The 25,222-nt window shown below is 72.7% G+C and carries 22 protein-coding genes, 1 pseudogene and 1 riboswitch; of the genes and pseudogenes, 7 read left to right on the forward strand and 16 right to left on the reverse strand.

The genetic code is table 11. The features are described from left to right. Window positions 1-22: 22 nt before the first annotated feature. Window positions 23-1,255, reverse strand: coding sequence for a cytochrome P450 (locus tag ACMTAK_RS34915; protein WP_413809861.1), 1,233 nt, complete (start codon window positions 1,253-1,255; stop codon window positions 23-25). Between the two features lie 251 nt (window positions 1,256-1,506). Between ACMTAK_RS34915 and ACMTAK_RS34920 the strand changes: the two genes are divergently transcribed. Beyond that, a complete protein-coding gene (locus ACMTAK_RS34920; RefSeq protein ID WP_413809862.1) occupies window positions 1,507-2,676 on the forward strand; it encodes a steroid 3-ketoacyl-CoA thiolase in 1,170 nt (389 codons plus the stop codon). A gap of 714 nt (window positions 2,677-3,390) precedes the next feature. Then, window positions 3,391-3,957: a hypothetical protein gene (locus ACMTAK_RS34925; RefSeq protein WP_247616631.1), complete on the forward strand. Its 567-nt coding sequence runs from the start codon at window positions 3,391-3,393 to the stop codon at window positions 3,955-3,957. Between the two features lie 56 nt (window positions 3,958-4,013). Here ACMTAK_RS34925 and ACMTAK_RS34930 read toward each other — a convergent pair whose 3' ends face one another. The 8 genes and pseudogenes from ACMTAK_RS34930 to ACMTAK_RS34965 form a co-directional block, all read right to left on the reverse strand. Next, on the reverse strand, window positions 4,014-4,871 hold the full coding sequence (locus ACMTAK_RS34930; RefSeq protein WP_413809863.1) for an ECF transporter S component: 858 nt from the start codon (window positions 4,869-4,871) through the stop codon (window positions 4,014-4,016). After that, window positions 4,868-6,490, reverse strand: a complete 1,623-nt coding sequence (locus ACMTAK_RS34935; RefSeq protein WP_413809864.1) for an ABC transporter ATP-binding protein — start codon at window positions 6,488-6,490, stop codon at window positions 4,868-4,870. Before ACMTAK_RS34935 ends, ACMTAK_RS34930 begins: the two co-directional genes overlap by 4 nt. After that, entirely contained in the window at window positions 6,487-7,932 is a 1,446-nt protein-coding gene (locus ACMTAK_RS34940; RefSeq protein WP_461773828.1) for an energy-coupling factor transporter transmembrane component T, read from the reverse strand. Before ACMTAK_RS34940 ends, ACMTAK_RS34935 begins: the two co-directional genes overlap by 4 nt. Beyond that, window positions 7,929-8,540 carry an SCO2322 family protein gene (locus ACMTAK_RS34945; RefSeq protein WP_413813088.1) on the reverse strand — a complete coding sequence of 204 codons (612 nt, stop codon included), beginning with the start codon at window positions 8,538-8,540 and terminating at the stop codon, window positions 7,929-7,931. Before ACMTAK_RS34945 ends, ACMTAK_RS34940 begins: the two co-directional genes overlap by 4 nt. Before the next feature lie 152 nt (window positions 8,541-8,692). After that, window positions 8,693-9,961 carry a prenyltransferase/squalene oxidase repeat-containing protein gene (locus ACMTAK_RS34950; protein ID WP_413809866.1) on the reverse strand — a complete coding sequence of 423 codons (1,269 nt, stop codon included), beginning with the start codon at window positions 9,959-9,961 and terminating at the stop codon, window positions 8,693-8,695. Window positions 9,962-10,134: 173 nt separating this feature from the next. Beyond that, window positions 10,135-10,209: riboswitch (cobalamin riboswitch) on the reverse strand. 31 nt (window positions 10,210-10,240) lie between these two features. Next, window positions 10,241-10,678, reverse strand: a pseudogene (locus tag ACMTAK_RS34955) (GNAT family N-acetyltransferase); the annotation flags it as partial. Window positions 10,679-10,810: 132 nt separating this feature from the next. Continuing rightward, a complete protein-coding gene (locus ACMTAK_RS34960) occupies window positions 10,811-12,337 on the reverse strand; it encodes a cytochrome P450 (RefSeq protein ID WP_413809867.1) in 1,527 nt (508 codons plus the stop codon). A 103-nt stretch (window positions 12,338-12,440) separates the two neighbouring features. Then, the gene (locus ACMTAK_RS34965) at window positions 12,441-13,493 is read right to left on the reverse strand and encodes an MBL fold metallo-hydrolase (RefSeq protein WP_413809868.1); all 1,053 of its coding nucleotides are present in this window, start codon (window positions 13,491-13,493) and stop codon (window positions 12,441-12,443) included. A 198-nt stretch (window positions 13,494-13,691) separates the two neighbouring features. Here ACMTAK_RS34965 and ACMTAK_RS34970 point away from each other — a divergent pair, with 198 nt between their 5' ends. Next, on the forward strand, window positions 13,692-15,158 hold the full coding sequence (locus tag ACMTAK_RS34970) for an aldehyde dehydrogenase (RefSeq protein WP_413809869.1): 1,467 nt from the start codon (window positions 13,692-13,694) through the stop codon (window positions 15,156-15,158). Next, a complete protein-coding gene (locus ACMTAK_RS34975) occupies window positions 15,158-15,391 on the forward strand; it encodes a ferredoxin (RefSeq protein ID WP_413809870.1) in 234 nt (77 codons plus the stop codon). The genes ACMTAK_RS34970 and ACMTAK_RS34975 overlap by 1 nt, the downstream gene beginning before the upstream one ends. 67 nt (window positions 15,392-15,458) lie before the next feature. On the opposite strand, the gene ACMTAK_RS34980 is transcribed toward ACMTAK_RS34975, so the two are convergent. Further along, entirely contained in the window at window positions 15,459-16,079 is a 621-nt protein-coding gene (locus tag ACMTAK_RS34980; RefSeq protein WP_413809871.1) for a response regulator transcription factor, read from the reverse strand. Window positions 16,080-16,282: 203 nt separating this feature from the next. After that, window positions 16,283-16,897 (reverse strand): TetR family transcriptional regulator, encoded by a 615-nt coding sequence (locus tag ACMTAK_RS34985; protein ID WP_413809872.1) that lies wholly within the window; start codon window positions 16,895-16,897, stop codon window positions 16,283-16,285. A gap of 390 nt (window positions 16,898-17,287) precedes the next feature. Between ACMTAK_RS34985 and ACMTAK_RS34990 the strand changes: the two genes are divergently transcribed. The 3 genes from ACMTAK_RS34990 (at window position 17,288) to ACMTAK_RS35000 (ending at window position 20,550) form a co-directional block, all read left to right on the forward strand. Beyond that, on the forward strand, window positions 17,288-18,628 hold the full coding sequence (locus tag ACMTAK_RS34990; RefSeq protein WP_413809873.1) for a glycosyltransferase family 4 protein: 1,341 nt from the start codon (window positions 17,288-17,290) through the stop codon (window positions 18,626-18,628). Window positions 18,629-18,706: 78 nt separating this feature from the next. Continuing rightward, on the forward strand, window positions 18,707-19,441 hold the full coding sequence (locus tag ACMTAK_RS34995) for a class I SAM-dependent methyltransferase (protein ID WP_413809874.1): 735 nt from the start codon (window positions 18,707-18,709) through the stop codon (window positions 19,439-19,441). Beyond that, a complete protein-coding gene (locus ACMTAK_RS35000; RefSeq protein WP_413809875.1) occupies window positions 19,438-20,550 on the forward strand; it encodes a prenyltransferase/squalene oxidase repeat-containing protein in 1,113 nt (370 codons plus the stop codon). Before ACMTAK_RS34995 ends, ACMTAK_RS35000 begins: the two co-directional genes overlap by 4 nt. Before the next feature lie 317 nt (window positions 20,551-20,867). Here the strand turns inward: ACMTAK_RS35000 and ACMTAK_RS35005 are convergent, their stop codons facing one another. The 5 genes from ACMTAK_RS35005 to ACMTAK_RS35025 form a co-directional block, all read right to left on the reverse strand. Further along, window positions 20,868-21,161, reverse strand: coding sequence for a hypothetical protein (locus ACMTAK_RS35005; RefSeq protein ID WP_043237004.1), 294 nt, complete (start codon window positions 21,159-21,161; stop codon window positions 20,868-20,870). 65 nt (window positions 21,162-21,226) lie between these two features. Continuing rightward, window positions 21,227-22,237 (reverse strand): LLM class F420-dependent oxidoreductase, encoded by a 1,011-nt coding sequence (locus ACMTAK_RS35010; protein WP_413809876.1) that lies wholly within the window; start codon window positions 22,235-22,237, stop codon window positions 21,227-21,229. Window positions 22,238-22,423: 186 nt separating this feature from the next. Then, a complete protein-coding gene (locus tag ACMTAK_RS35015; RefSeq protein ID WP_413809877.1) occupies window positions 22,424-23,263 on the reverse strand; it encodes a hypothetical protein in 840 nt (279 codons plus the stop codon). Window positions 23,264-23,425: 162 nt separating this feature from the next. After that, window positions 23,426-24,361 carry an N-acetylmuramoyl-L-alanine amidase gene (locus ACMTAK_RS35020; protein WP_413809878.1) on the reverse strand — a complete coding sequence of 312 codons (936 nt, stop codon included), beginning with the start codon at window positions 24,359-24,361 and terminating at the stop codon, window positions 23,426-23,428. A gap of 80 nt (window positions 24,362-24,441) precedes the next feature. Further along, window positions 24,442-25,116: a class I SAM-dependent methyltransferase gene (locus ACMTAK_RS35025; protein ID WP_413809879.1), complete on the reverse strand. Its 675-nt coding sequence runs from the start codon at window positions 25,114-25,116 to the stop codon at window positions 24,442-24,444. Window positions 25,117-25,222 lie beyond the last annotated feature (106 nt).

Consider the following 25,222-nt stretch of genomic DNA (forward strand, 5'->3'; position numbering starts at 1 on the left):
CGCGCAGGTCACCGTGAGCTCCTTACACGTAGGTCACCCTGAGCTCCTTGATCCCGTTCAGCCAGGCCGAGCGCAGCCGCCGGGGCTCACCCGCGAGCCGGATGTCCGGAAGGGTGTCCGCGATGGCGTTGAAAATCAGCCGGATCTCCAGCTCCGCCAGGCTCTTGCCGAGGCAGAAGTGCGGTCCGCCGCCGCCGAAGCCGAGGTGGGGGTTGGGGTCGCGGGTGATGTCGAAGACCTCCGGGCCGTCGAAGACCTCGGGGTCGTTGTTGGCGGAGGAGTAGAACACGCCGACCCGCTGTCCCGCCTCGATGCGCTGCCCGCCGAGCTCGGTGTCCTGGGTGGCGGTGCGCTGGAAGGACATCACGGGGGTGGCCCAGCGCACGATCTCGTCGGCGGCGGTGGCGGGGCGCTCGGCCTTGAACAGCTCCCACTGGTCGGGGTGGGTGAGGAAGGCGTGCATCCCGTGGCTGATGGCGTTGCGCGTGGTCTCGTTCCCGGCGACGGCGAGCAGCAGTACGAAGAAGCCGAACTCGTCCGAGCCCAGATTGCCCTCGTCCTCGGCGGCCACCAGCCGGCTGACGATGTCCTTGGCCGGGCACGCCTTGCGGTCGGCGGCGAGGTTCATGGAGTACGAGATCAGCTCCATGGCCGACTCGGCGCCGATCTCCTCGGTGATGGCCAGCTCGGGATCGTCGTACGCGACCATCTTGTTGGACCAGTCGAAGATCTTGGATCGGTCCTGCTGGGGGACGCCGATGAGCTCGGCGATCGCCTGCAGTGGCAGTTCGCAGGCCACATCGGTGACGAAGTCCCCGCTGCCGCTCTCCCTGGCCCCGGCCACGATGCGGGTGGCGCGGTCGCGCAGGGCGTCCTCGAGGGCGCGGATGGCGCGCGGGGTGAAGCCGCGCTGGACGATCTGGCGGACCCTGGTGTGCTCGGGCGGGTCCATGTTCAGCATGATCAGCTTCTGGACGTCGATCTGATCGCGCTGGATGTGCTCGTTGAAGCGGATGATCGCGGTGTTGGCGTGGGAGGAGAAGATCTCCGGCCGGGTGGAGACCTCCTTGACATCGGCGTGACGGGTGACGGCCCAGTAGCCGTCGTCGTCGAAGCCGGCCACGCCGTGTGGCTGGGGGATCCAGCACACGGGCGCCGTCCGCCGCAGCCGGGCGAGCTCCGGGAGTGGCACCCGATGCTGATGGAGGTCGGGGTCGGTGAGGTCAAAGCCTTCGGGGAGCGCTGGGCAGGACATCGGCCACTCCAGGGATCTGACGGCCTATCAGAAGTGTCCGCAAGGTAGTAACGGGTTCTACAAGTAGCAAGAGAAATCGCGGCCATTGTTTCGGGGGATCGATGCCCCTCTTGGTCCGCTCAACCCCTGCACAACCCTTGCGCCGCCGGGCCGGGTCTCAGCAGACTGAGCTGAAGAACTAGAACGCGTACTAGTTCTGACTGCGGGCGCTGCCGGGAGCCCCGTGGATGCGATGAGAGGACGAGACAGCCATGGCCGCCGAACCCGTCATCGTCGAAGCCGTCCGCACGCCCATCGGCAAGCGCGGAGGCGCGCTCGCCAACCTCCACCCCGCCTATCTGCTCGGCGAGACCTACCGCGAACTCCTCGCCCGCACCGGCATTCAGCCCGACTGCGTCGAGCAGATCGTCGGCGGCACCGTCACCCACGCCGGGGAGCAGTCGATGAACCCCGCGCGCACCGCCTGGCTGACCATGGGGCTGCCGTACGAGACCGCGGCCACGACGGTGGACTGCCAGTGCGGCTCTTCGCAGCAAGCCAATCATATGGTGGCCAACATGGTCGCCACCGGTGTCATCGACATCGGCATCGGTTGCGGCGTCGAGGCCATGTCGCGGGTGCCGCTGGGCAGCGGCTCCAAACACGGTCCGGGCAAACCGTTCCCCGAGGAGTGGAACGTGGACCTGCCCAATCAGTTCCAGGCCGCCGAACGCATCGCCCGCAACCGCGGCCTGACCCGCGGACACGTGGACGCCCTCGGGCTGATCTCCCAGGAGCGGGCGGCGCGCGCCTGGGCCGAGGAACGGTTCAAGCGCGAGACCTTCGCCGTACAGGTGCCCACGACCGACGAGGAGCAGACGGCCGGCGAGGGCATGTGGCGCGCCGTCGACCGGGACGAGGGCCTGCGCGACACCAGCATGGAGGCGCTGGCCGGACTCAAGCCCATCATGCCCACCGCCGTGCACACCGCGGGCAACTCCTCCCAGATCTCCGACGGCGCCTGCGCGGTCCTGTGGGCCTCCAAACGCATGGCCCGCGCCCTCAAACTCCGCCCCCGCGCCCGCATCGTGGCCCAGGCCCTGGTCGGCACCGATCCGCACTTCCACCTGGACGGCCCGATCGACGCCACGAAGGCGGTCCTGGGCAAGGCCGGGATGACCCTGAAGGACATCGACCTGATCGAGATCAACGAGGCGTTCGCCTCGGTGGTGCTGTCCTGGGCGCAGGTCTTCGAACAGAACCTGGAGAAGGTGAACGTGAACGGCGGCGCGATCGCCCTGGGGCACCCGGTGGGGGCCACGGGGGCGCGCCTGATCACGACGGCGCTGCATGAACTGGAGCGCGCGGACAAGGAGTTCGCGCTCATCACGATGTGCGCGGGCGGGGCGCTGGCCACGGGCACGATCATTCAGCGGCTGTAGGGGGCGGTCGGGCCGCGGTCGCGGCCGGCGGCGTTGCCCGCCCTGACCGCCGTCCGCCCTGGGCGGTCACGGCCGAAGCCGTCGGTGTCGTGTGGGATGCGCTGGAGGAGGCCGACTCGCCGTCGCATGCGGACGGAGTTCGAATAGGCCCCGAAAACCCTCAAGCAGATGGACGGCTCCGCGGGAACTCCCAGACGCCGGACCTACCCCCGGGAGCACAGGCCGAGCGCCTGGACGGGCACATCGTGACCCGGCCCGGTCGGTCAGCCGCCGGACGCGGCGCTGACCTCGCCCTCCAGCGCGACGGGATATCGAGCGTGCGGCCCTCGGCCGCCAGCCGGGCCCGCAACGCCCGAACCGCGGTCAGCGCGGGGTAGGTGTGGCCGCCGGTACCTCCGCCCGTGACGATGAGGCGGAAGGAGTGTGGCTATGGTCGAGCGCTGATCGACCGGAATCCGAGGCTCGGATTTCGGCGGTATCGATTCCTCGGCGGTGCCCCTTGGGGCGCCGCCGTTTTCGTATGCCTGGAATCGTCAATCCACGGTGACCCGCCTTCGCTGTAACGGGGGCTGTGTCGCATATGAGTTCATGTAGGACGAGCAGATGAAAAGCCTTTAAGGGCAGCTAATCTCTGGGATGTCATCGGATTGGCCGCTTGGGATGATTTGTCATGAATCACCCCTCGTGCGGCCGGAGTCGAAGGGAAGCGACGACATGTCAGCTCGCCGAATGCTCACCGGTACGTTCCTGGGGCTGGGAGCCCTGGCCCTGGCTGCCACGGCGGTCGCCCCGGCGGCCAACGCCGCGCCCGTCCCCGTGACGGGCCTCAACTGCGACGGCGATACCTATAAGTGCACGGCCAACCTGCGGTTCGGTGACGGCAGGTGGGTCGCGCAGTGGAATGTGAACGTCTTCCACCAGAGCGCGGCGAGCCATCAGCGGGCCACCGGGTCGGCGGACGCGCTGCGCACCGCTGCGGCCCCGGTCCCGGTCACGACCCTCACCTGTGATGGGGACACCTACAAGTGCACCGCCGGGCTGCAGTTCGGCGACGGCGGGTGGGTCGCCCAGTGGAACGCCAATGTGTTCCACCAGGCGGTGACCAATGCCGTGCCCGCCGCGTCGGCGAAGACGGTCAAGGCTCCGCGGGAGGCCGCCGCCCCGGTGCCGGTGACCGCCCTGAACTGCGACGGTGACACCTATAAGTGCACGGCCAACCTGCGGTTCGGCGACGGCAGGTGGGTCGCGCAGTGGGACGCCAGCGTCTTCCACCAGAACTGACGCGCCACCAGCAGTAATCAAGGGCCCGGTGCGGACAACGCGCCGGGCCCGCTCGGTTACCCGTCCTCGAACGCCACCGGCGCCTCGAAGGCCGCGCGGCGGGTGGCGCGGCGCAGCGCTCGCAGCACCGGTCCGCCGAGGGTGAGGGTGAGCACCATCGTGACCACGGCGCGCGGCAGGTCCCAGCCCAGCGAGGTGGCCAGGCAGTACGCCACGAAGCGGGCGAGGTTCTCGCCGAGTGGGTCGCCGGGGACGTAGGAGATCCCCGAGGCCACGCCCTGCATCAGGGTCCAGCCCTGGAGGTTCATGACCGTTCCGTAGGCCACGGACGCCACCGCCCCGTACCCCGCGAGCAGCAGCGACTCCGCCCGGCCGGGCGGCCGGGCGGCGCCGGGGAGCAGCCCCGCGCCCATCGCCACCCACCCCATCGCCAGCATCTGGAACGGCATCCACGGGCCCACCCCGCCCGTGAGCAGCGCGGACGCGAACATCGACACGGCGCCGAGGACAAAGCCGAAACCGGGGCCCAGCACCCGTCCCGACAGCACCATCAGGAAGAACATCGGCTCGATCCCGGCCGTCCCCGCGCCCAGCGGACGCAGGGCCGCCCCCGCCGCCGCCAGCACTCCGAGCATCGCGACGGCCTTGGCGTCCAGACCGGTGTCCGCGATGGTCGCCACGACCACGGCCAGCAGGAGTGGGAGCAGCGCGGCGAACAGCCAGGGCGCGTCGGCGGCGTGGGTGGTGATCCCCGAGTCGCCCGGGGCGAACAGCGGCCAGCCGAAGGCGACGACACCGATCGCGGAGACGAGGGCGAGCGCCGCCACCGAGCGCGGGCCGAGGCGTATGGCCTTCGTCCCGCCGCCGCGTTTCCGCTCCGCCCGGTGCGGCCCGCTCAGTGCTGTCCCGCTCATGGCGCTCCCTCCAGTGCCTCGCGCACCTGTGGCACCGTCAGCCACGGCAGTGGGGCCAGCACCTTGGCCACCTGTGGGGCGAAGGCGGGGGAGGAGACCACCACCTCGGCCGTGGGACCGTCCGCGACCACCTCGCCCTCGGCCAGGATGACGACGCGGTGGGCGAGTTCGGCCGCGAGTTCCACGTCGTGGGTGGCCAGTACGGTCGCGTGGCCGTCCGCGGCCAGCCCGCGTACCACCTCCACCAGACGCGCCTTCGCCGCGTAGTCCAGCCCGCGCGTGGGCTCGTCGAGCAGCAGCAGGGGCGGCCGGGCGGTGAGAATGACGGACAGGGCGAGCGCCAGCCGCTGCCCCTCCGACAGATCGCGCGGATGGGCGGTGTCCGCCACCTCCGGCAGCAGCCGGCCGACCAGCTCACGGCAGGTGCCGGGCGCGGCGCCCGCGTCCTGGTCGGCCGCCGCGCACTCGGCGGCGACCGTGTCCGCGTAGAGCAGATCGCGCGGCTCCTGCGGTACGAGGCCCACCTGGCGCAGGAGTCGGGCGGGGCGGGTGCGGTGCGGTACGACCCGGTCCGGGCCGACGCGCACCGAGCCCGAGGCGGGTTCGTACAGCCCGACCAGGCTCGCCAGCAGCGTGGACTTGCCCGCCCCGTTGCGTCCCATCAGCGCCACCGTCTCGCCCGGCCGGACCGTCAGGTCCACCCCGCGCAGCGCCTCCACCCGGCCGTGGCGTACGGACAGCCGCGCCACCTCGCCCACCGGCCCGCCCGGCGGCGGATCGGCCACCGCCCGCGGGGTGAGCGGCGCGAGCCGGTCCCGCAGCGGTCCCGCCTTGCGGCGCGCGTCCCGTACGGACAGCGGCACCGGCGGCGGCCACCCCGCGAGGCCGCCCAGCGCCACCACGGGCGGCTGGACGGGCGACACCGGCAGCAGCTCGGCCGGTGAGCCGGTCAGCGGGGCGGCGCCGGGGGAGGGGAGCAGGATCATCCGGTCCGCGTACTGCGCCACGCGTTCGAGGCGGTGTTCGGCCATCAGGACCGTGGTGCCCAGGTCGTGCACCAGCCGCTGCAACACGGCCAGCACCTCCTCCGCCGCGGCCGGGTCCAGCGCCGAGGTCGGCTCGTCCAGGACCAGGACGCGGGGGTGGGTGGTGAGCACCGAGCCGATCGCCACGCGCTGCCGCTGCCCGCCGGAGAGCGTGGCGATGGGACGGTCCCGCAGCTCGGCGAGGCCCAGCAGGTCCAGCGTCTCCTCGACCCGGCGGCGCATGGTGTCCGGGGCGACACCGAGCGACTCCATGCCGTACGCCAACTCGTCCTCGACGGTGTCGGTGACGAAGTGCGCGAGCGGATCCTGGCCCACGGTGCCGACGACGTCGGCGAGCTCGCGCGGCTTGTGGGTACGGGTGTCCCGGCCCGCCACGGTGACGCGGCCGCGCAGGGTGCCACCGGTGAAATGCGGTACGAGACCGGAGACGGCCCCGAGGAGTGTCGACTTACCGACCCCGGACGGGCCCACGAGCAGACACAGCTCGCCCTCGGGGACGGTCAGATCCACCCCCGCGAGGGCGGGCCGCGCCGCACCGTCGTAGTGGACCGAGACCTGCTCAAAGCGGATCACTGCGTGGCCTCCTCGGGCCCCGCCCCGGCTCGCGCGTCGCCTTCGGCGCGGGGCGGGGTGTATGCGGTGGGGTGGTGGTCGGGACGTGGGCCAGGGGCCGTATCCGCGCGCGGTCCCGCCGCCGTGCCGCCCGGTCCCGGTTGCGGTCCCGGCCCCGGCTCGGCAACGGGCCGGGTGCTCCGGCCAGGGCCCGGAGACTCCGAGCGCTGTCGATCCCGGCCCGGGGCCGGTGCGGCGGGGGCGTTGGCCGTTGGGAGGGGCTCGGGGGGAGTGGGCTGTGGCGGGGGCGGGGCCGCTACTGCCGGGAGCAGACCCAGCAGCACCCCCGCCGCCGGCCACAGCGGCAGCGTCGGTGCGGTGAGCGGGACGACGGACGGCTGGAGGGCCTGTGGGGCGTACGAGGCGGCAGCGATCATCAGTGCCGCGACCGCCGCTCCCGACCCCGCCACCAGCCATGCCCGGACGCCCCAGCGGTCCGGGCGGTAGCGGCTGCGCACCGAGCGGCGGCCGCCCAGCCACAGGCCGCCGAGCGCGGCGGCGAGTCCGGCGAGCAGCAGCGGCAGACCGTAGCCCGCGCCCTCGGCCGCGAGCAGGCCGTACGTACCGCAGCAGACGCCGAGCAGCCCGCCCAGCGTCAGCGCGGTGGTGGTACGGGCGACGGCGGGCGGGACCTGGGCGGTGCGGCCGTAGCCGCGCGCGTCCATCGCCGCCGCCAGGGCCACCGAGCGTTCCAGCGCGCCCTCCAGCACCGGCAGTCCGACCTGGAGCAGCGCCTTCACCCCGCGGTCTGGGCGGCCGCGCAGCCTACGGGCGGAGCGCAGCCTCGTCACGTCCGCCACCAGATGGGGCGCGAAGCTCATCGCCACCACGACCGCGACCCCGGCCTCGTACAGCGCGCCGGGCAGCGACTTGAGCAGCCGCGCCGGGCTGGCGAGGGCGTTCGCGGCGCCGACGCAGATCAGCAGGGTGGCCAGCCGCAGCCCGTCGTACAGCGCGAACACCAGCCCCTCGGCCGCCACCCGGCCGCCGATGCGCACCCCCTGCGCCCAGTGGGGCAACGGGACTTCGGGGAGCGTGAAGAGCACCCGCGTCCCGGGGATCGGCGAGCCGAAGAACAGCGCGAAGAACAGCCGGATGGCCAGCACCACGAGGCCCAGCTTGAGGAACGCGAGATACGAGCGGGCCCATGGCGCGTCCGTGCGGCGCACGGCCACCACATAGCCCGCGACGGCGATGAGCAGCCCGAGCAGCAGCGGGTTGGTGGTCCGGGACGCGGCCGTGGCCAGCCCGAGCGCCCACAGCCACCAGGCCCCGGCGTGCAGGGCGCCTCCGCCGCGCGGGGTACTGCCGACCCGCCGGACGCGGAACCCGACGCCGCGGTGGCGCGGGGCGGTGGCCTCGGGCGTGGTGCGCGGTGGCATGGCGGTCTTCCGTGTGCTCATACGCGGCGGCGGCGCGCCTGCCAGACCGCCGCGGCGCCCAGCAGCACGACGGCGGCGAGCCCGCCGATCAGCCCGGCCGAGGGGCCCGAGCCGCCGTCGTCCGCCTTGCCGCCGTCGCCCTTCGGGGCGGCGTGGGCGTCCACGGAGGTGCTCACCTTGTCCCCGCAGCCCGTCTCCGGATAGCCGGAGATGGCGCACAGCAGCGCGGCGGAGTTGTAGCGCAGCGGCTTCGCGACGGCGGCGAGCGCCTCCCCGGCGGACGCGTCCTCGCCGACCCGTGCGCACTCGGTACGGGGTGCGGGCGGCGTCCGGCGGTCGGGTGCGTCGGTGGCCGTGCCGAAGTCGATGACCACCGCGACCCGTTTGGTGCCGTCCGTGGCCGGGGTGTCGGCGCAGACGGCGGCGAAATCGGCCATGCCGCGAGGCCGGGTGGCGTCGTCGGAGTCCTCGCTGACCGCGTAACGGAAACCGATCATGTCGCCATCACCGGGCCGCGCGGAGGAGGGCTCCTGGGTGGCATAGCTCCAGCTGCCGCCGTCCCCGCCCCGCTGCCAGAACGACCAGTAGCGATACCCGTCGGCGGCCTGGGCCTGGCCCGCGCCGAGCATCGCGAACAGGGCGACGGCGGGCAGCACCAAGGCGACAGCGGACAGCAACAGCCGGGCCGCGCGGCCGCACCAGGCGAAACGCGCTCGGGCGTGGCGGGTGCGCGGGACCGAAGCCGCCCCGGTGCGGACCGATGCCACGTCTGTGCGTGGGCTCACAGCTGTCGCCTCTTCCGGCCGCTCAGCAGGAAGCCGATGCCCATGCCGGCGACCGCGCAGACGCCGACCGTCCACCAGACGCCGCCGACTCCGCCGTCGTCGTCCTTCTTCTCGCTCTTACTGCTTCCGTCCGACTCCGCGCCCGGGGCCGCCGCCTCGGGCTTCGGGCCGGTGGCGTTCAGCTGCCGGACGAGGTCGGCACCGCCGAAGTCGCGGGGGTCGGCACCGGCCGCGTGGGCCGCGAGGACCAGTTTGGCGAGGGCCCCGGGGTCGCCCTTGGCCCAGGCCGCCGCGCCGCTGCCCTTGCTCTGGAGCCACTGGAGGGGCTTGCCCGCGGCCGCGCTGTGTTCCCCGGCGGCGAGCGCGACCACCGCGTCGGCCGTGCCGCCGAAGTCGGGCTGGTCCTTGGCGCCGGGCATCGCGGACTTCAGGTGCGTACCGGTGTCGGACATGACGCGGGAGAGGTGGGCCAGGGCGGCCTCGGCGGCGTCCTTGGGCGAACCGGCTCCGCCCTTTCCGCCCGCGCAGCGCAGTGGCTTCGGCTCGGCGCCACTGTCCTTGCCGACGGTCTCGAAGACGAAGCCCTTGCCCTGTGCGGCCAGTGCGGCGCTCGCGGTGGCCAGCTCGTTGGCGACGGGCTTGCCCTTGGCGGCCGTGTACGCGAACGCCCCGCGCTCCTCCGCCTTCGCCGAGCAGTCCAGTTGCAGGCCGAGCAGAGCGTCGTACGGGGACTTGCCGCCCTTGCCCGAGGCCGACGTCACCTTCGCCGGGTCCTGGCCGGTGGCGGCGAAGGCGCCGACCGCCGCCGCGGTGGAGTTGGCGTCGCTCGGGCCGCCCGGGTTCATGCCCCAGCCACCGTCGTCGTTCTGGTGGCGCTTCAGCCAGCCGATGCCCTTCTCCACGGTGCCGGAGCGCCCGCCCACCGCGGCCAGCGCCTGGACCGCCGCCGCCGTCGCGTCCGTGAACTCGCCCTTCTTCGGGTCGCACGCCTTGGACGTGTCCGCGCGGTACGCCGCGAAGCCGCCGTCCGCGCAACTCTGCCCGGCCAGCCAGTCGATGGCCGACTTCGCCGGGGTGACGCCCACCGCGTCCTGGGCGAGCAGCGCCAGCGACTGCCGCCACACCCCGTCGAACTTCGGGTCCTTGGCGCCGTAGAGCCCCTCGGCACGCCCGGCCGGTCCGTCGTCGGCCACGGCGGCAGGCGCGGCGGCCGCGCCCAGTGCGGCGCAGAGGGAAAGAGCCGCCACGCTGCGGCGAATGTTCATGGCTGTGGTGCCTCTCGGTCGGTGGACGGGCGCACGCAGCCGCGCACGGCCGTCCAGCCGCGCCGCACGCGGAACGCTCCGCGGCACGCCTGGCACCCGGCTCAGCTCCGCATACCTCGACGGTGCCGCCACCGGTCGTCCGGCGGCGGGAGCCTGCGTCGTCGCGCCCGCCCGGGTGTTCCGGCTCGTACGCCCCGCGGGGCGCGCTCACGGTTGCGGGTCAGCGCCGGAATCGCACCGGCTTCCCCCGATCGGACGCGTATGAAGTTTACGGACAGCTTATCCGCCGACTTGTCGGGCGCCTTCAGCCGCCCACCGCTCGCCGTCGCCAAAAAGGCTGTCGCCCCGGACGACCGCGAGACAGCGCGTCGTCGTGCCGTCCTCCTCCTCGATATCACGGCGGTGCGCGAAGCCGAGCCGGGTGAGCAGGTTCAGCGACGCCTCGTTGGCCGCCATGACCGTGGCATGCACCTCGCTCAGCCCGAGCGCGCCGAAGCCGTGGCCGACGACCGCCTCGGTCAGCTCGGTCCCCAGACCGCGCCCCCACGCCTCCGGCGTCAGTGCGTAGACGATCTCGTGGCCGCCGACGGCCTCGGTCGGCTTGATCTCGGCGTGGCCGACGTACCGGCCGTCCTCGCGGACGGCCCATACGTCGAACAGCCCCCGGGCGTAGACCTCGGTGAAGATCCGCCCGAACAGCGCCCGGCCCTCGGCCTCCGGGGCGAGCCTCCCGTCCGGTGCGCAGCGTCGGGGTCATGCGCCGCGACGCTACGCGGCCGGGCAGCACCCGGCAATCCGGTAGTGCGCGCCCAGCGGTCCGGCCCGACTGCCCGCGCTCCCGGCCGTCCGCTACCCGCGGCGCCACCACTGGGCCAGGGACTTCCACCAGCGGCGCCGGGCCTCGTGCTCGGCGCCGGATTCGGGCTCCGGCTGCGGCTCCGTGGTGGGGGTCGCGGAGTCCGGCGAGGGCGTGGTCCCGCCGGGGCCGTCGCCGTCCGGGGCGTCCGCGCGGGTGACCGTGGGTGTCCGGCCCACGGCCCCGGAGATGGCCGCGGTCGCGGCCGCCGCCATCTCGGCCAGTGCCTCATCGGACTTGGCGGCCGTCCGGGGAAAGCGCACCGGCAGCGCGGCCAGGGCCCGGTGGAAGGGACCGGGCCGCCACTCCAACCGCTCGGCGGGAACGGCGAGTTCGAGATCGGGCAGGCGGTCGAGCAGCTTCTCGACGGCCACGGAGGCGATCAGCTGCGCCGGGTCCTTCGCGGGGCAGGTGTGGGGGCCCGCGCTCCACGCCAGATGGGCCCGGTTGCCGCGCCGGTTCGACAGCAGATACGGGTCGTTGTTGGCGGCCGCGAGGCTGATGACGACGGGGTCGCCCTTGGGCAGCCGGTGTCCGTCGACCGTGACGTCATGGCGCGGGTAGTGGACGCAGAAGTTGGCCAGCGGCGGGTCCTTCCACAGGACCTCGTTGAGCGCGTCCTCGATCAGCATGGTGCCGCCCGCGAGATCGCCCCGGAACCGTTCGTCCGACAGCAGGAGCAACAGCCCGTTGCAGATCAGGTTCTGCTGGGGCTGGGTGCCCGCGCCGACGAGGACGACGATCTGGTGGATCAGCTCCTCGTCGGTGAGCTCGGCGGGGTGGGCGATCAGCCAGGACGTCATGTCCGGGCCCGGATTCTCCCGCTTGAGGGCGATGAGCTGGAAGAGGGTCTCCGCGAGGAGCGCGTTGGCCTGCTCGGAGTCCTCGGTGACGTCGAAGAGCGCCGAGAGCGCCCGCACCAGCTTGTCGCTCAGCTCGGGCGGGCAGCCGAAGAGCTGGTTGAAGACGAGCAGGGGGAGCCGGGCGGAGTACTCCTTGAGCAGATCGGCCTCGCCCTTGGGGCCGAAGAGGTCGATAAGGAAGTCGGCGCTCCGCTCCACGTAGCGGCGCAGCGCGTGGACGTCCAGGCGGTCGAGGGTGTCGGAGATCGCCGAGCGCAGCCGGTGATGCTGCTCGCCGTCGCTGCACAGCGCGTTCGGCCGGTACATCATCATCGGCACCACGGGGTTGTCCATGGGGATGGTGCCGTCGGTGAGCGCCTGCCAGTGGCGCGCGTCCTTGGAGAACGTCTCGGGGCCGCGCAGGATGTCCAGCGCGGTCTGATAGCTGGTGACGAGCGAGACGGGGACGCCGGGGGCCAGCTCCACGGGCGCGATGCGTCCGTGTTCTCGCAGGCGGGCGTAGGCGGCGGACGGGTCGGCGGCGAACTCGGGGCCGTGCAGCGACTCGAGCCCGTGCCCGGCCGGGGCCCGGCCGGAGTGGGCGGGGCAGCCCGGGGGCGGTGTCGGGTCGGCCGTGGGACCTGGTATCGGGTCGGAATCGCGGATGGGGCTCGTCACGCATGCTCCTGCTGATACGGCTGTTACGGGGGGTGTCCGGCTGTATACGCCAGGTCGGGTAAGGCTAGCTTCCGGTTCGTCGGACCGGCACCCCATACGTCACTCAAATCGCTTGGTACATCACAGGATTGCCGCCCGGCACCGCTTCCGCCCTGCCCAGCTTCACCAGCCGGCGCAGATGCGCCTCCGCCTCCGAGACCGCGATATTGCGGGAGCCGAAGGGGATCTGCTCCCACGGGCGGTTCCACTCCATGGCCTCGGCCAGCCGCCACGGGGTGAGCGGGGTGGTGAGCAGTGCCAGCAGCCCGGCCAGCCGCTCCTCGTGGTGGTCCAGCAGTGCCCGCACCCGCGCCGGGGCGTCGGTGAAGGCGTACTGATGGGCGGGGAGCACCTCGGCGGGGGCGAGGGCGGCGACGCGTTCGAGGGAGTCGAGGTAGTCGCCGAGCGGGTCGGTGACCGTCATGTCGTCGGGGTCCTCGTAGAGCCCGATATGGGGGGTGATCTCGGGCAGCAGATGGTCCCCGGAGAACAGGCGGCCATGGCCGGACAGGCCCTCACCGGCCGCCGGATGGGCCTCTTCGAGGTGGAGGCAGACATGGCCGGGGGTGTGGCCGGGGGTCCAGATGGCGCGCAGCCTCCGGCCCGCCAGATCGAGGAGTTCACCGGGGACGATCTCGCGGTCGGGGAGCGCGGCCCGCTGCCCCGGGAGGCGCGTACGGCCGGACGCGCGGGTGGCGCGCAGCGGGGCCAGATGCTCCTCGGGCGCCCCGGCCGCGGCGAGCTTCTCCTCCAGGTAGTCCAGCCAGCGGGAGGGCTCGGCCTCCCGGGTGCGCCGGACGACCTGGGCGTCGGCGGTGTGCATGGCGATCCACGCCCCGGACGCCTCCCGCACCTGGCCGGACAGCCCGTGGTGGTCGGGGTGGTGATGGGTGACGAGGACGCCGTGGACATCGGAGACGGAGGCGCCGCACGCGGCGAGCCCGGCGGTGAGGGTGTCCCAGGCCGTGGGGTCGTCCCAGCCGGTGTCGATCAGTACGGGGCCGCGGTCGGTGTCGAGGAGGTGGACCAGCGTGTGCCCGAGCGGGTTGTCGGGGATCGGGACCGGGATGCTCCACACTCCGCCGCCATGGTCGGTCACCTGCGTCACCTGCGCCATCGGCTCCCCCTCTCCTCGACACAAGCATTGCCCACTATAGCTAGAACTGGTATCAGTTCTGATGCAGCGTCAGATATTGGCCGCCTCCATTGGCGGGCCCGGCCCCGGACGGGCCGACCGTACCCACCCGTACCCCCTCAGTCGGACCCACCCTCAGTCAGACCCACCCCCTCAGTCATCGGCCGGAAGGCATCAGCGATGAACGACCTCATCGAGCACGGGCAGCTCTTCATCGGCGGCGCGCTGGCCGATCCGGCGGGCGAGGACACCATCGAGGTCGTCTCGCCGCACACCGAGCAGATCATCGGCCGGGTGCCGCACGCCTCAAGCGCCGATGTGGACCGGGCCGTCGCGGCGGCGCGGACGGCGTTCGACGAGGGCCCCTGGGCCCGGATCAGCCTGGACGAGCGGATCGCGGTGGTCACCCGGATCAAGGACGCCATCGCCGTACGCCATGAGGAGATCGCCCGGGTCATCAGCGCGCAGAACGGCTCCCCGTACTCCTGGAGCGTCCTCGCCCAGGCGCTCGGCGCGATGATGGTGTGGGACGCCGCCATCACCGTGGCCCGCGACTTCGTCTACGAGGAGCGGCGGGCCGGGGTGCTCGGCCCGCTGCTGGTGCGGCGGGAGCCGGTCGGGGTGGTCGCGGCCGTGGTGCCGTGGAACGTACCGCAGTTCGTGGCGGCCGCGAAGCTGGCGCCCGCGCTGCTCGCGGGGTGCTCGGTGATCCTCAAGCCGTCGCCCGAGACGCCGCTGGACTCCTACATCCTGGCGGAGATCGCGGCCGAGGCGGGGCTGCCCGAGGGGGTGCTGTCGATCCTTCCGGCCGACCGCGAGGTCAGCGAGTACCTGGTCGGCCACCCGGGCGTGGACAAGGTGTCGTTCACCGGCTCGGTCGCGGCCGGCAAGCGGGTGATGGAGGTGGCCTCGCGCCAACTGACCCGGGTCACGCTGGAGCTGGGCGGCAAGTCGGCCGCGGTGATCCTGCCGGACGCGGACCTGGAGGCGGCCGTCGCCGGGATCGTGCCCAACGCCTGGATGAACAACGGACAGGCGTGTGTGGCCCAGACCCGGATCCTCGCGCCGCGCGCCCACTACGACGAGATCGCCGAGCGGTTCGCGGCCGCCGCCTCCGCCCTGGTCGTCGGCGACCCGCTGGATCCGGCCACCCAGGTCGGGCCGCTGGTGGCGCGGCGGCAGCAGCGCCGTTCGCTGGACTACATCGCGCTGGGCCAGCGGGAGGGCGCCAAGGTGCTGACCGGCGGCGGCCGCCCGGAGGCCCAGCAGACCGGCTGGTACGTGGAGCCCACGCTCTTCGGCGACGTCGGCAACGACATGCGGATCGCCCGTGAGGAGATCTTCGGCCCGGTGATCTGTCTGCTGCCGTACGGGGACGAGGAGGAGGCGGCCCGGATCGCCAATGACTCCGACTACGGGCTCTCCGGCTCCGTCTGGACGGCGGACGTCGGGCACGGCATCGACTTCGCACGGCGCGTCCGCACCGGCACCTACTCCGTCAACACCTTCAGCCTCGACATGCTCGGGCCGTTCGGCGGCTACAAGAACTCCGGTCTGGGCAGGGAGTTCGGCCCGGAGGGGTTCTCCGCGTACCTGGAGCACAAGATGATCCACCTGCCCCAGGGGTGGGACGGGGAGCCGAGCTGATGGGGGACCGCTGGCGGATCGAGGTGGACCGTGGCGTGTGCATCGGCTCGGGGATGTGCGTGAGCACCGCCCCCGGTGGCTTCCGGCTCGACGGGGCGCGGCAGGCGCATCCGGTCGAGACGGAGGCCGACGCTTCCGAGGCGGTGCTGGCGGCGGCCGAGGGCTGCCCGGTCGAGGCGATCGCCATCCGGCTGTCGGAAACCGGTGAACAGGTCTTTCCCCCCGACGAGTAGCTCTCCTGGCCGCCGAGTGGCTCTCCCGGCCGCCGCCCGCCGGTTCACCAGCCCTCGTACCGCGATATCAGACCCAGCCCTCGCACTGCGATATCCGTATGGCGTCCACGCGGTTGCGCGCCCCGGTCTTCCGGGTGATCGCGGCCAGGTAGTTGCGGATCGTCCCGGTGGACAGATGCAGCGTACGGGCGATCTCCGGTATGGAGGCGCCGTCGGCGGCCAGCGACAGCACACCCAGCTCCCGCTCGGTCAGCGGGATCTTGGCCGCCCGGAGGAAGCCGTAGCCGAGCGCTTCGTCGACGTACCGCTCCTTCTTCGCCACCTGCCGGATGGCCTCGACCAGCCGTTGCGGCGGGGCGTCCTTGTCGACGTAGCCGAGTGCCCGGGCCTCATGCGCGCGGCGCAGCGGGCCCGGCCGCTCCGAGTTGACGAGCACCAGCAGTCCGCAGTCCCCGCCCGCCCCGGAGGCGGATGCCGTGAACTTCCCCCACTCGCCCTTCCGTGCCGCCTTGTCGGCCGCCGGGCTGTCCGTGTCCACCACGCACACCTGCGGCTGTAAGGAACGGGCTCTGCCACGCGCGTCGCGCCAGGAGCACGCGGCCGCCTCGATGTCTGGTTCGGCCCCTATCACGGATGCCAGGGCCGATCGCAGCAACCCTGACTCGTGTACCAGAAGTAACCGGATCACGAACTTCTCCACCCCCCACGATGCCGTTCTCTCGTCGCGCGCCGTTGTCGCTCTGTCGCGCGCCGTTCATGAATACCGGGATTGAGTAGGGCGTGAACGCGGAATTTGAGCCAATAGGGGGCGCAAGGGCGCACAAACCCCTTCCAGAAGCTCGAAGGGGCGCAGGAATTGGTGTGCGCGCCCCTGATGTACCGTCCGTCCGGCTATCGGGCGGGGGTGGGTGCGGTGAGGTCGATCAGACGGCAGACGGTCTCGATGTCGATCTTCACCTGGGCGATCGAGGCCCGCCCCGAGAGCCAGGTGATCAGCGCCGAATGCCAGGTGTGCTCGATGACGCGGACCGCCGAGAGCTGCTCGGTCGTCGGGGCCTCGGCCAGGCCCATCGCGTCGAGGATGATCGCGGTGGTGAGCCGGGAGACCGTGTCCACCTCCGGGCTGACCGACCGGTCGGCGAAGGTGAGCGCGCGCACCATCGCGTCGGCCAGATGGGGTTCGCGCTGGAGCGCGCGGAAGGCGCGCATCAGCGTCTGGGCGACCCGGGCGGCCGGTTCCTCCTCGGTCGGCGGCCGCTTGCGCAGCGTCTCGTGCATGTGCTGGAGCTGATCCTGCATCGTGGCGACCAGCAGATGGACCTTGGAGGGGAAGTAGCGGTAGAGGGTGCCGAGCGCCACTCCGGAGTTCTCCGCGACCTCGCGCATCTGGACCGCGTCGAAGCCGCCTCGGCTGGCCAGCCGGGCGCTGGCGTGCAGGATGCGCCGGCGGCGCGCCTCCTGCCGCTCGGTCAGCTGCAGGGCGGCCGGCTTGACTTCTGCGGTCATTTGTCCCACTTCGAATGTGTTGCGTCTGCGGGTCGGCGACAAGCGGACATCGTGCATGATGACAGGGCCGTTCCGGGCCTGCGAGGCACTGGAACCCGTTCTAGGCTAGCGCGGGTCCTCCCCGAAGCGCCCGTGTCCGCGCAGTTGAGGCACGTTGCCGCCGAGTGGCGCTCGCGGTCGCGCCTGCGGGGCCGCACCCGGTGCGCACCCCGTCGTCAACTTCTCCTCAGGTTCCGGCTACCGAGTGGTAGGGATCACCTGCCCCGACCCTGGAGAGGTCGCCCGGGGCAGGTATCTTCGTGACTCCTCAGGGGATGCATTAGTGAAACTTGTTCTAGATAAACGGAAGCGGATACGCTCCCGCTGAACTGCACCAAGGAGGGGGCGCGAGTGACCGCAGAGGCCGCGCAGGAGACCGGGGCCGACCCGCTTCGAGCAGCACCCCCCACCGCCACCGGGGAACGGCCGCTGCGCATCGCGCTGCTCAGCTACAAGGGGAATCCGTTCTGCGGGGGCCAGGGCGTCTATGTACGCCATCTCTCCCGCGAACTCGCCCGGCTCGGCCACACCGTCGAGGTCATCGGCGCCCAGCCGTACCCGGTGCTCGACACCGAGGAGGGCGTCACCCTCACCGAGCTGCCCAGCCTGGACCTCTACCGCCAGCCCGACCCGTTCCGCACCCCCCGGCGGGGTGAGTACCGGGACTGGGTCGACGCCCTGGAGGTCTCCACCATGTGGACCGGCGGCTTCCCCGAGCCGCTCACCTTCAGCCTGCGCGCCCGCCGCCATCTCGCCGCGCGCCCCGGCCAGTTCGACGTCGTCCACGACAACCAGACCCTGGGCTACGGGCTGCTGGGCCTGGAGAAGCTCGGCTTCCCGCTGGTGACCACCATCCACCACCCGATCACCGTCGACCGACGGCTGGAGCTGGACGCCGCCGACGGCTGGAAGCGCCGGTTCTCCGTGCGCCGCTGGTACGGCTTCACCCGGATGCAGAAGCGGGTGGCCCGGCGGCTGCCCTCGGTGCTCACCGTCTCCGGCTCCTCCCGCCGGGAGATCGCGGAGGACCTCGGGGTGCGGCCGGACCGGATCCATGTGGTGCACATCGGCGCGGACACCGGCCTGTTCTCGCCCGACCCCGCCGTCCCGGAGATCCCCGGCCGCATCGTCACCACCTCCAGCGCGGATGTGCCGCTGAAGGGCCTGGTGTATCTGATCGAGGCGCTCGCCAAGGTCCGCACCGAGAACCCCGGGGCGCATCTGGTCGTCGTCGGCAAGCGGCCGGAGGAGGGGCCGGTGGCCACCACCATGGCGCGCCACGGGCTCGAGGACGCCGTCGAGTTCGTCAAGGGCATCAGCGACGCCGAACTGGTGGACCTGGTGCGCGGCGCCCAGATCGCCTGCGTTCCCTCGCTGTACGAGGGGTTCTCGCTGCCCGCCGCCGAGGCCATGGCCACCGGCACCCCGCTGGTCGCCACCACCGGCGGCGCCATACCCGAGGTGGCCGGGGTCGACGGCGAGACCTGCCTGGCCGTACCGCCCGGCGACGCCGACGCGCTCGCCGTGGCCCTGACCCGGCTGCTGGGCGACGCCGACCTCAGACGGCGGCTGGGCGCGGCCGGCCGGGAACGGGTGCTGCGGCGCTTCACCTGGGAACAGGCCGCCCGCGGCACCGTCGAGCAATACCGCCAGGCCATCGGCGCCTCGGCGCGGACCGCCGGCCGCCGCTGAGCCCCGGCTCCACCCCGTATCTCTCCCGCCCCCCGACCTCTCCCGCCTCACGAATCCGCCGGACGAAAGCAGACCCCCGTGCTGACCGTCGATTTCTCCCGCTTCCCCCTCGCCCCCGGCGATCGCGTCCTCGACCTCGGCTGTGGCGCCGGACGGCACGCCTTCGAGTGCTACCGGCGCGGCGCCCAGGTCGTGGCGCTCGACCGCAACGGCGAGGAGATACGCGAGGTGGCCAAGTGGTTCGCCGCGATGAAGGAGGCCGGTGAGGCCCCGGCGGGCGCCACCGCCACCGCCATGGAGGGCGACGCCCTCGCCCTGCCCTTCCCCGACGACAGCTTCGACGTGGTCATCATCTCCGAGGTGATGGAGCACATACCCGACGACAAGGGTGTGCTCGCCGAGATGGTGCGAGTGCTCAGGGCCGGCGGCCGGATCGCCGTCACCGTGCCCCGCTACGGCCCGGAAAAGGTCTGCTGGGCGCTGTCGGACGCCTACCACGAGGTCGAGGGCGGCCACATCCGCATCTACCGCGCCGACGAGCTGCTGGAGAAGATGCGCGAGGCCGGACTGCGGCCGTACGGCACCCACCACGCCCACGGGCTGCACAGCCCCTACTGGTGGCTCAAGTGCGCCTTCGGAGTGGACAACGACAAGGCGCTCCCGGTGCGCGCGTACCACCAGCTGCTGGTGTGGGACATCATGAAGAAGCCGCTGGCCACGCGGCTCGCCGAGCGCGCCCTGAACCCCGTCATCGGCAAGAGCTTCGTGGCGTACGCGACCAAGCCTCACGCCCCGCGTGAGGAGCGGGCGTGACGGCGCTCGGACCGCCCCCCGGCCCCCGCCCCGGCCCCGGCACCGAACGGCTCGCGCTGCCCGGGGTGCTCAGCCCCGAGCAGGTGCTGCGCACGGTCCAGGGCATCGCCGCCGTCCAGCGCGCGGACGGCGCCATACCGTGGTTCCGCGGCCACCACCTCGACCCCTGGGACCACATCGAGTCCGCGATGGCGCTGGACGCGGCGGGCGAGCGGGAGCGCGCCACGGCCGCCTACCGCTGGCTGGCCCGGCACCAGAACCCCGACGGCTCCTGGTACGCGGCCTATCCCGACACCCCGGACGGCGTGGCCGCCGCCGACCCCACCGACCGCGGCCGGGAGTCCAACTTCTGCGCCTACGTGGCGGTCGGCGCCTGGCACCACTACCTCTCCACGGGCGACGACGCCTTCCTCGACCAGATCTGGCCCACCGTCTTCGCCGCCGTCGAGTTCGTGCTCGGGCTGCAGCAGAGCGGCGGCCAGATCGGCTGGCGGCACCGCGCCGACGGCACCGTGGACCCCGACGCCCTGCTGACCGGCTCCTCCTCCGTCTACCAGGCGCTGCGCTGCGCCCTGGCCATCGCGGAACACCGCGAGGAGCCCCAGCCCGACTGGGAACTGTCGGCCGGGCTGCTCGGCCATGCCATACGCCACCACCCCGAGCGGTTCCTGGACAAGCACCGCTACTCGATGGACTGGTACTACCCGGTCCTCGGCGGCGCGGTCACCGGCGCCGCCGCCAAGGAGCGCATCGAGGAGGGCTGGGACCGCTTCGTGGTCCCCGGGCTCGGGGTGCGCTGTGTCTCCCCCAACCCCTGGGTCACCGGCGGCGAGAGCTGCGAACTGGCGCTCGCGCTCTGGGTGATGGGGGAGTCCGACCGCGCGGTGGACATCCTGCGGTGGATCCAGCCGACGCTGCGCGCCGAGGACGGCATGTACTGGACCGGCTACGTCTTCGAGGACGACGCGGTCTGGCCGGAGGAGCGCACGACCTGGACGGCCGGGTCGCTGCTGCTCGCCGTGGCGGCGCTGGGTGGCGACGAGGCGACCACGGCCGTCTTCGGCGGCGAGCGCCTGCCGCGCGGCTTGGACTCGGACTGCTGTGCCTAGAGCGCGCCCAACGGTTCGTGCCGCCTGCGGCGGGCGTGCTCCCCTCCCCGCCCCTTCCCGAAACCGGGGCTCCGCCCCAGACCCCGGGTCCAGGGGCGGAGCGCCTCTGCCACGCGGCGGAGCCGCATATCGGTGCGCTCCGTAGGGGCGCGGGGAACTGCGCGATCAGCCACGATGGTGTCGCGGACGGTCGACGGCAGGTTGGGGGACTTCCGGCGGAGCGCTTACGGGGTGTCCGGCGGGCTGCTTGGGCGGAGCCCCTGGTAACGGGAAGGGGCGGGGCGGGGAACGGCCCGCCGCAGGCGCCGAGATCGCGCTCAGCCGCGGCGGAGTCGGCCCGCGATAGCGTGTCCGATGAAGAGGTACACCACGGCCGGGAGGCCGTAGTTGAGGACGGTCCGGAGCCAGTCCGTGTCCATCGTGAAGAGGTCATGGGACCAGCTCGCGAGCCAGCTCGCCGCGTCATGGACCACCGTGACGAGGTCGTTCGCGCGGTTGGCGTCGAGAAGGGCGAACAGGATCCAGAGGCCGAGGATGACGGCCATGACGTCCGCGACGACCGCCACGACGGTCGCCGCCTGGTTGCTTCCATGGCGATAACTTCGTGACATGCCTCACGTGTTGCCCCGCGAAGCGAAGCCAAACTCAGCGCGGCCGCACACCCGTACGACGCGTTTCAGCCCGCCAGCTCCGCCAGCACCCGCAGCGTCGAGAGGTCCGGCGCCAGCGCCAGCAGATCCGTGATCGGGCCCTTGCGCCACAACTCCAGCCGCTCCGCGATCCGCTCACGCGGCCCGACCAGCGAGATCTCATCGGCGAAGGCGTCCGGCACGGCCTCGATCGCCTCCGCGCGCCGCCCCGCCAGGAACAGCTCCTGCACCCGGCGCGCCTCGGCCTCGTAGCCGAAGCGGGCCATCAGATCGGCGTGGAAGTTCCGGGCCGCGTGGCCCATTCCGCCGATGTAGAAGCCGAGCATCGCCTTGACCGGCTTCAGCCCCTCCGCCACATCGGCGCACACCCGCACCTGTGTCATCGGCGCCACCATGAAGCCGTCCCGGGCGTCGGCCAGTGTCGCCTGGTAGAGCTCCGTCCGCGAGGGCGACCAGTACAGCGGCAGCCAGCCGTCGGCGATGCGCACGGTCTGTGCGATGTTCTTGGGCCCTTCCGCCCCGAGCAGCACCGGGAGGTCGGCGCGCAGCGGATGGACGATGGGCTTGAGGGGTTTGCCGAGACCGGTGGCGTCCGGACCGGCGTAGGGGTGCGGGTGGTAGCGCCCGTCGAGCCGCACCGGCGCCTCGCGGTTCAGCACCTGCCGGATGACCTCGACATACTCCCGGGTCGCCGTCAGCGGGCTCTTGGGGAACGGGCGTCCGTACCAGCCCTCGACCACCTGCGGTCCGGACAGCCCCAGCCCCAGCATCATCCGGCCGCCGGAGAGATGGTCCAGGGTGAGCGCCTGCATCGCGGTGGCGGTCGGGGTGCGGGCGGCCATCTGCGCGACCGCCGTGCCGAGCGCGATCCGGGTGGTGTGGGCGGCGAGCCAGGTGAGCGGGGTGAAGGCGTCCGAGCCCCAGGACTCGGCGGTCCACACCGAGTGGTAGCCCAGCCGCTCCGCCTCCTGGGCGAGTTCCAGATGGTGGGGGTCGGGGCCGCGGCCCCAGTAGCCGAGCGCCAGACCGAGCCGCATGGAAGCCCCCTCGTTCCGCCGGACAGGGTGGAGAACGGCGGCTGACGACACGTCAGCCACACACCGGCCGGACTGTACGGGCCGGGGCCGCACATGGCAACGGCCCCTCGCCCGAGCGTTCGGGCGAGGGGCCGTTGCCATGTCATGCGACGCACACGGTCGTGTCATGCGACGCGCATACGCGGGTCAGCCGCGCTGGATCCCCGTGGTGTCCTGGAGCACACCGCGGCGGCCGTCCTGCGTCTGGGCGACCAGCGCCTGACCGCGCTGCTCCACCGCGAGGTACCAGGTGCCGGGGGCCAGTTCGGCGATGGTGCTCGACGAACCGTCCTCCGCGTACAGCGGACGGGCCACCGGCACCGCGAACCAGAACGGGGCGAAGTCCCCGCCACCCGCGGCCGGCGGGGTGGGGGCCGGAGCCTGCTGGCCGCCGAAGGACTGGCCGGGCTGCGGCTGGCCGGGCTGGCCGGGCTGAGGGGTGCCGTACGGCGCGGGGGCGCCGGGCTGGGCGCCGCCCGGACCCGGGTAGCCGTACCCCGGCTGCGGGCCCTGGGCACCGTACGGGGACGGGGCCGGGGCGGAGGCGTTCATCAGCGGGGCCTTGAGAGCCGGGACGCGCTGGGCGAGCAGCGCGACGGCCGCCATCGCCAGGGTGGCGATCAGGCCGAGGATCTGCCCGACGCCCTTGTCGACTCCGTCCGGGCCACCGATGATCGTCCACAGCGAGCTCCAGGCCGCGAAGACCGCGAGCGCCGAGCCCCACTGCTCGAGCGAGAGCCCGAAGAGGTTGCGGCCCGCGGGCTGGAAACGCGCGGAGACGATGAGCGCCGCGGCGATCACGCCGGCCAGGAAGATGGATGGCAGTACGGGAAAGAAGTCGGACTTCCATCCGTTCTCACCGGCGTCCTTGCAGAAGCTGCTACCGCCGCAGTCGACGGTGTAGAAGTCGAGGAAGGAGGCGATGAACAGCAACACCGCTGCTCCGATCACCACGCCGTCGCCTCGAGTGAGCGAGCGGATGTTCAACGTGAGGTCCTTTGTCGGTTTCGTCTGTACGAGCGCTGCCGCCAGGCGCGATAGCGCGAAGGCGTCGGGGGTGGGCCCCATCGTACGGGTGAATCCGCCCGCCGAGACCGGGGGTGTCCCATCGGTATCCCGCTCGTGACCTCCCGTTCGGTTGTGGCGGCGCTACTCGTTCAAGAAGTCCGTAATGCCCTGTGCGATACCGCGCGCCGCGCGCTCGCGCCACGCCGTGTCGGTCAGTTCGGCGGCGTCCTGGGAGTCGCGCATGTTGCCGCACTCGATGAACACCTTGGGGACGGTGGAGAGGTTGAGCCCGCCCAGGTCGCCCCGGACGTCCAACCCGCTGCCGTCGCCGATGTACTCCGCGGGCGCACTGCCGGTGGCCTCGGCGAATTCGCCGCGCAGCCGCTCGCCGAGTCGGCGGGACGGCGCGGTGATGGCGGAGGTGTCCGCGCCGCCGCCCCGTACGGACTTGGGCAGGATCACATGGAAGCCGCGCTCCCCGGCGGCCGCGCCGTCCGCGTGCACGGAGACCACGGCGTCGGCGTGGGCCTTGTTGCCGATCTCCGCGCGCTCGTCCACGCACGGCCCGTACGGCCGGTCGCCGTCCTGGGTGAACCGCACCGTGGCGCCGCGCGCTTCGAGCAGGGTGCGGGCGCGGCGCGCCACATCGAGGGTGAAGGACGCCTCGGGGTAGCCGGAGTTGGTGGCCGTGCCCGTGGTGTCGCACTCCTTCTTCTCGGTGCCGATGTCCACGAGCCGGGCGATCCGCGAGGCGTGGTCGCGATTGCGCGGATTGTGCCCGGGGTCGATCACCACGACCTTGCCCTTGAGGGGCTTACCGGGCGCCCCGGGCTTGCCGGATTCCCCGGACGGAGTGGTCGGCGCGGACGGGACGGACGCGCCGGACGACGGGGGCGGCGGGGAGGACGTCGAGGAGGTCGTGGGCCCGCCCGCCCCGTCCGCGCCGTCGTCCTTCGAACCGCCCAGCGAGCTCCACAGCAGCCAGCCGACGAAGCAGGTCGGTATCAGCGCCACCAGGACGATGGCGAGGGTGCCGCCGCGGCGACCGGGCGCTGGAAAAAAGCTGCCGTTGGACACGCGGGCGATGGTAGCGGCCCGGCCGATGCGCCTCGGGCGGCGGGCGGCTCGGGCGGCGGGCGGCTCGGGCGCCGGGCGGCTCAGGCGGGCGTGGCGGCCGCGGTGCGGCGCAGGACGCGGAGCGAGCGGGTGGCGGAGACCTCGGTGAACGCGCCGGAGGCGAGCGCGCGGCGGTAGATCCGGTACGGCGCCCGGCCGCCGTCGGCCGGGTCGGGGAAGACGTCGTGGATCACCAGCAGCCCGCCCGGCGCGACATGCGGTGCCCAGCCCTCGTAGTCGGCGCCCGCGTGCTCGTCGGTGTGCCCGCCGTCGATGAACACCAGCCCGACCGGCTTCCCCCACACCGCCGCGACCTGCGGGGACCGCCCGACCATGGCGATGACGTGGTCCTCGAGGCCCGCCCGGTGGAGGGTGCGGCGGAAGGTGGGCAGCGTGTCCATCCGCCCCACCTCGGGGTCCACCACCTCCGGGTCGTGGTACTCCCAGCCCGGCTGCTGCTCCTCGGAGCCCCGGTGGTGGTCCACGGTCACGGCGACCGTCCCGGCCGCGCGGGCGGCGTCGGCCAGCAGGATCGTGGAGCGCCCGCAGTACGTGCCGACCTCCACCAGCGGCAGCCCCGGCGCCGCCGCCCGCACGGCCGCGGCATACAGGGCGAGCCCCTCGTCCAGCGGCATGAAGCCCTTGGCCGCCTCGAAGGCGTCGAGCACGGTGCGGTCGGGGGCCGCGGGCGCGGCGGCGGCAGCAGACTGAGTCACCCGCTCATCCTGCCGCACCGCCACCGGTCCACGGTGCCCGGGGGCACGCCCCCTCGGTGGGCCGTTCCTTCGCGTTTGAGCTGGTTTCGCCTAGGGAAATCACTGG

This window comes from Streptomyces lacaronensis, assembly GCF_047337785.1.
In the GTDB taxonomy this organism is placed as follows: domain Bacteria; phylum Actinomycetota; class Actinomycetes; order Streptomycetales; family Streptomycetaceae; genus Streptomyces; species Streptomyces lycopersici.

Bases quoted from the DNA above. Each gene is read 5' to 3' on its own strand.
- ACMTAK_RS34915 (WP_413809861.1), bottom strand. From the start codon at position 1,255: ATGTCCTGCCCAGCGCTCCCCGAAGGCTTTGACCTCACCGACCCCGAC.
- ACMTAK_RS34920 (WP_413809862.1), top strand. From the start codon at position 1,507: ATGGCCGCCGAACCCGTCATCGTCGAAGCCGTCCGCACGCCCATCGGC.
- ACMTAK_RS34925 (WP_247616631.1), top strand. From the start codon at position 3,391: ATGTCAGCTCGCCGAATGCTCACCGGTACGTTCCTGGGGCTGGGAGCC.
- ACMTAK_RS34930 (WP_413809863.1), bottom strand. From the start codon at position 4,871: ATGAGCGGGACAGCACTGAGCGGGCCGCACCGGGCGGAGCGGAAACGC.
- ACMTAK_RS34940 (WP_461773828.1), bottom strand. From the start codon at position 7,932: ATGAGCACACGGAAGACCGCCATGCCACCGCGCACCACGCCCGAGGCC.
- ACMTAK_RS34945 (WP_413813088.1), bottom strand. From the start codon at position 8,540: ATGCTCGGCGCGGGCCAGGCCCAGGCCGCCGACGGGTATCGCTACTGG.
- ACMTAK_RS34950 (WP_413809866.1), bottom strand. From the start codon at position 9,961: ATGAACATTCGCCGCAGCGTGGCGGCTCTTTCCCTCTGCGCCGCACTG.
- ACMTAK_RS34965 (WP_413809868.1), bottom strand. From the start codon at position 13,493: ATGGCGCAGGTGACGCAGGTGACCGACCATGGCGGCGGAGTGTGGAGC.
- ACMTAK_RS34970 (WP_413809869.1), top strand. From the start codon at position 13,692: ATGAACGACCTCATCGAGCACGGGCAGCTCTTCATCGGCGGCGCGCTG.
- ACMTAK_RS34975 (WP_413809870.1), top strand. From the start codon at position 15,158: ATGGGGGACCGCTGGCGGATCGAGGTGGACCGTGGCGTGTGCATCGGC.
- ACMTAK_RS34985 (WP_413809872.1), bottom strand. From the start codon at position 16,897: ATGACCGCAGAAGTCAAGCCGGCCGCCCTGCAGCTGACCGAGCGGCAG.
- ACMTAK_RS35005 (WP_043237004.1), bottom strand. From the start codon at position 21,161: ATGTCACGAAGTTATCGCCATGGAAGCAACCAGGCGGCGACCGTCGTG.
- ACMTAK_RS35010 (WP_413809876.1), bottom strand. From the start codon at position 22,237: ATGCGGCTCGGTCTGGCGCTCGGCTACTGGGGCCGCGGCCCCGACCCC.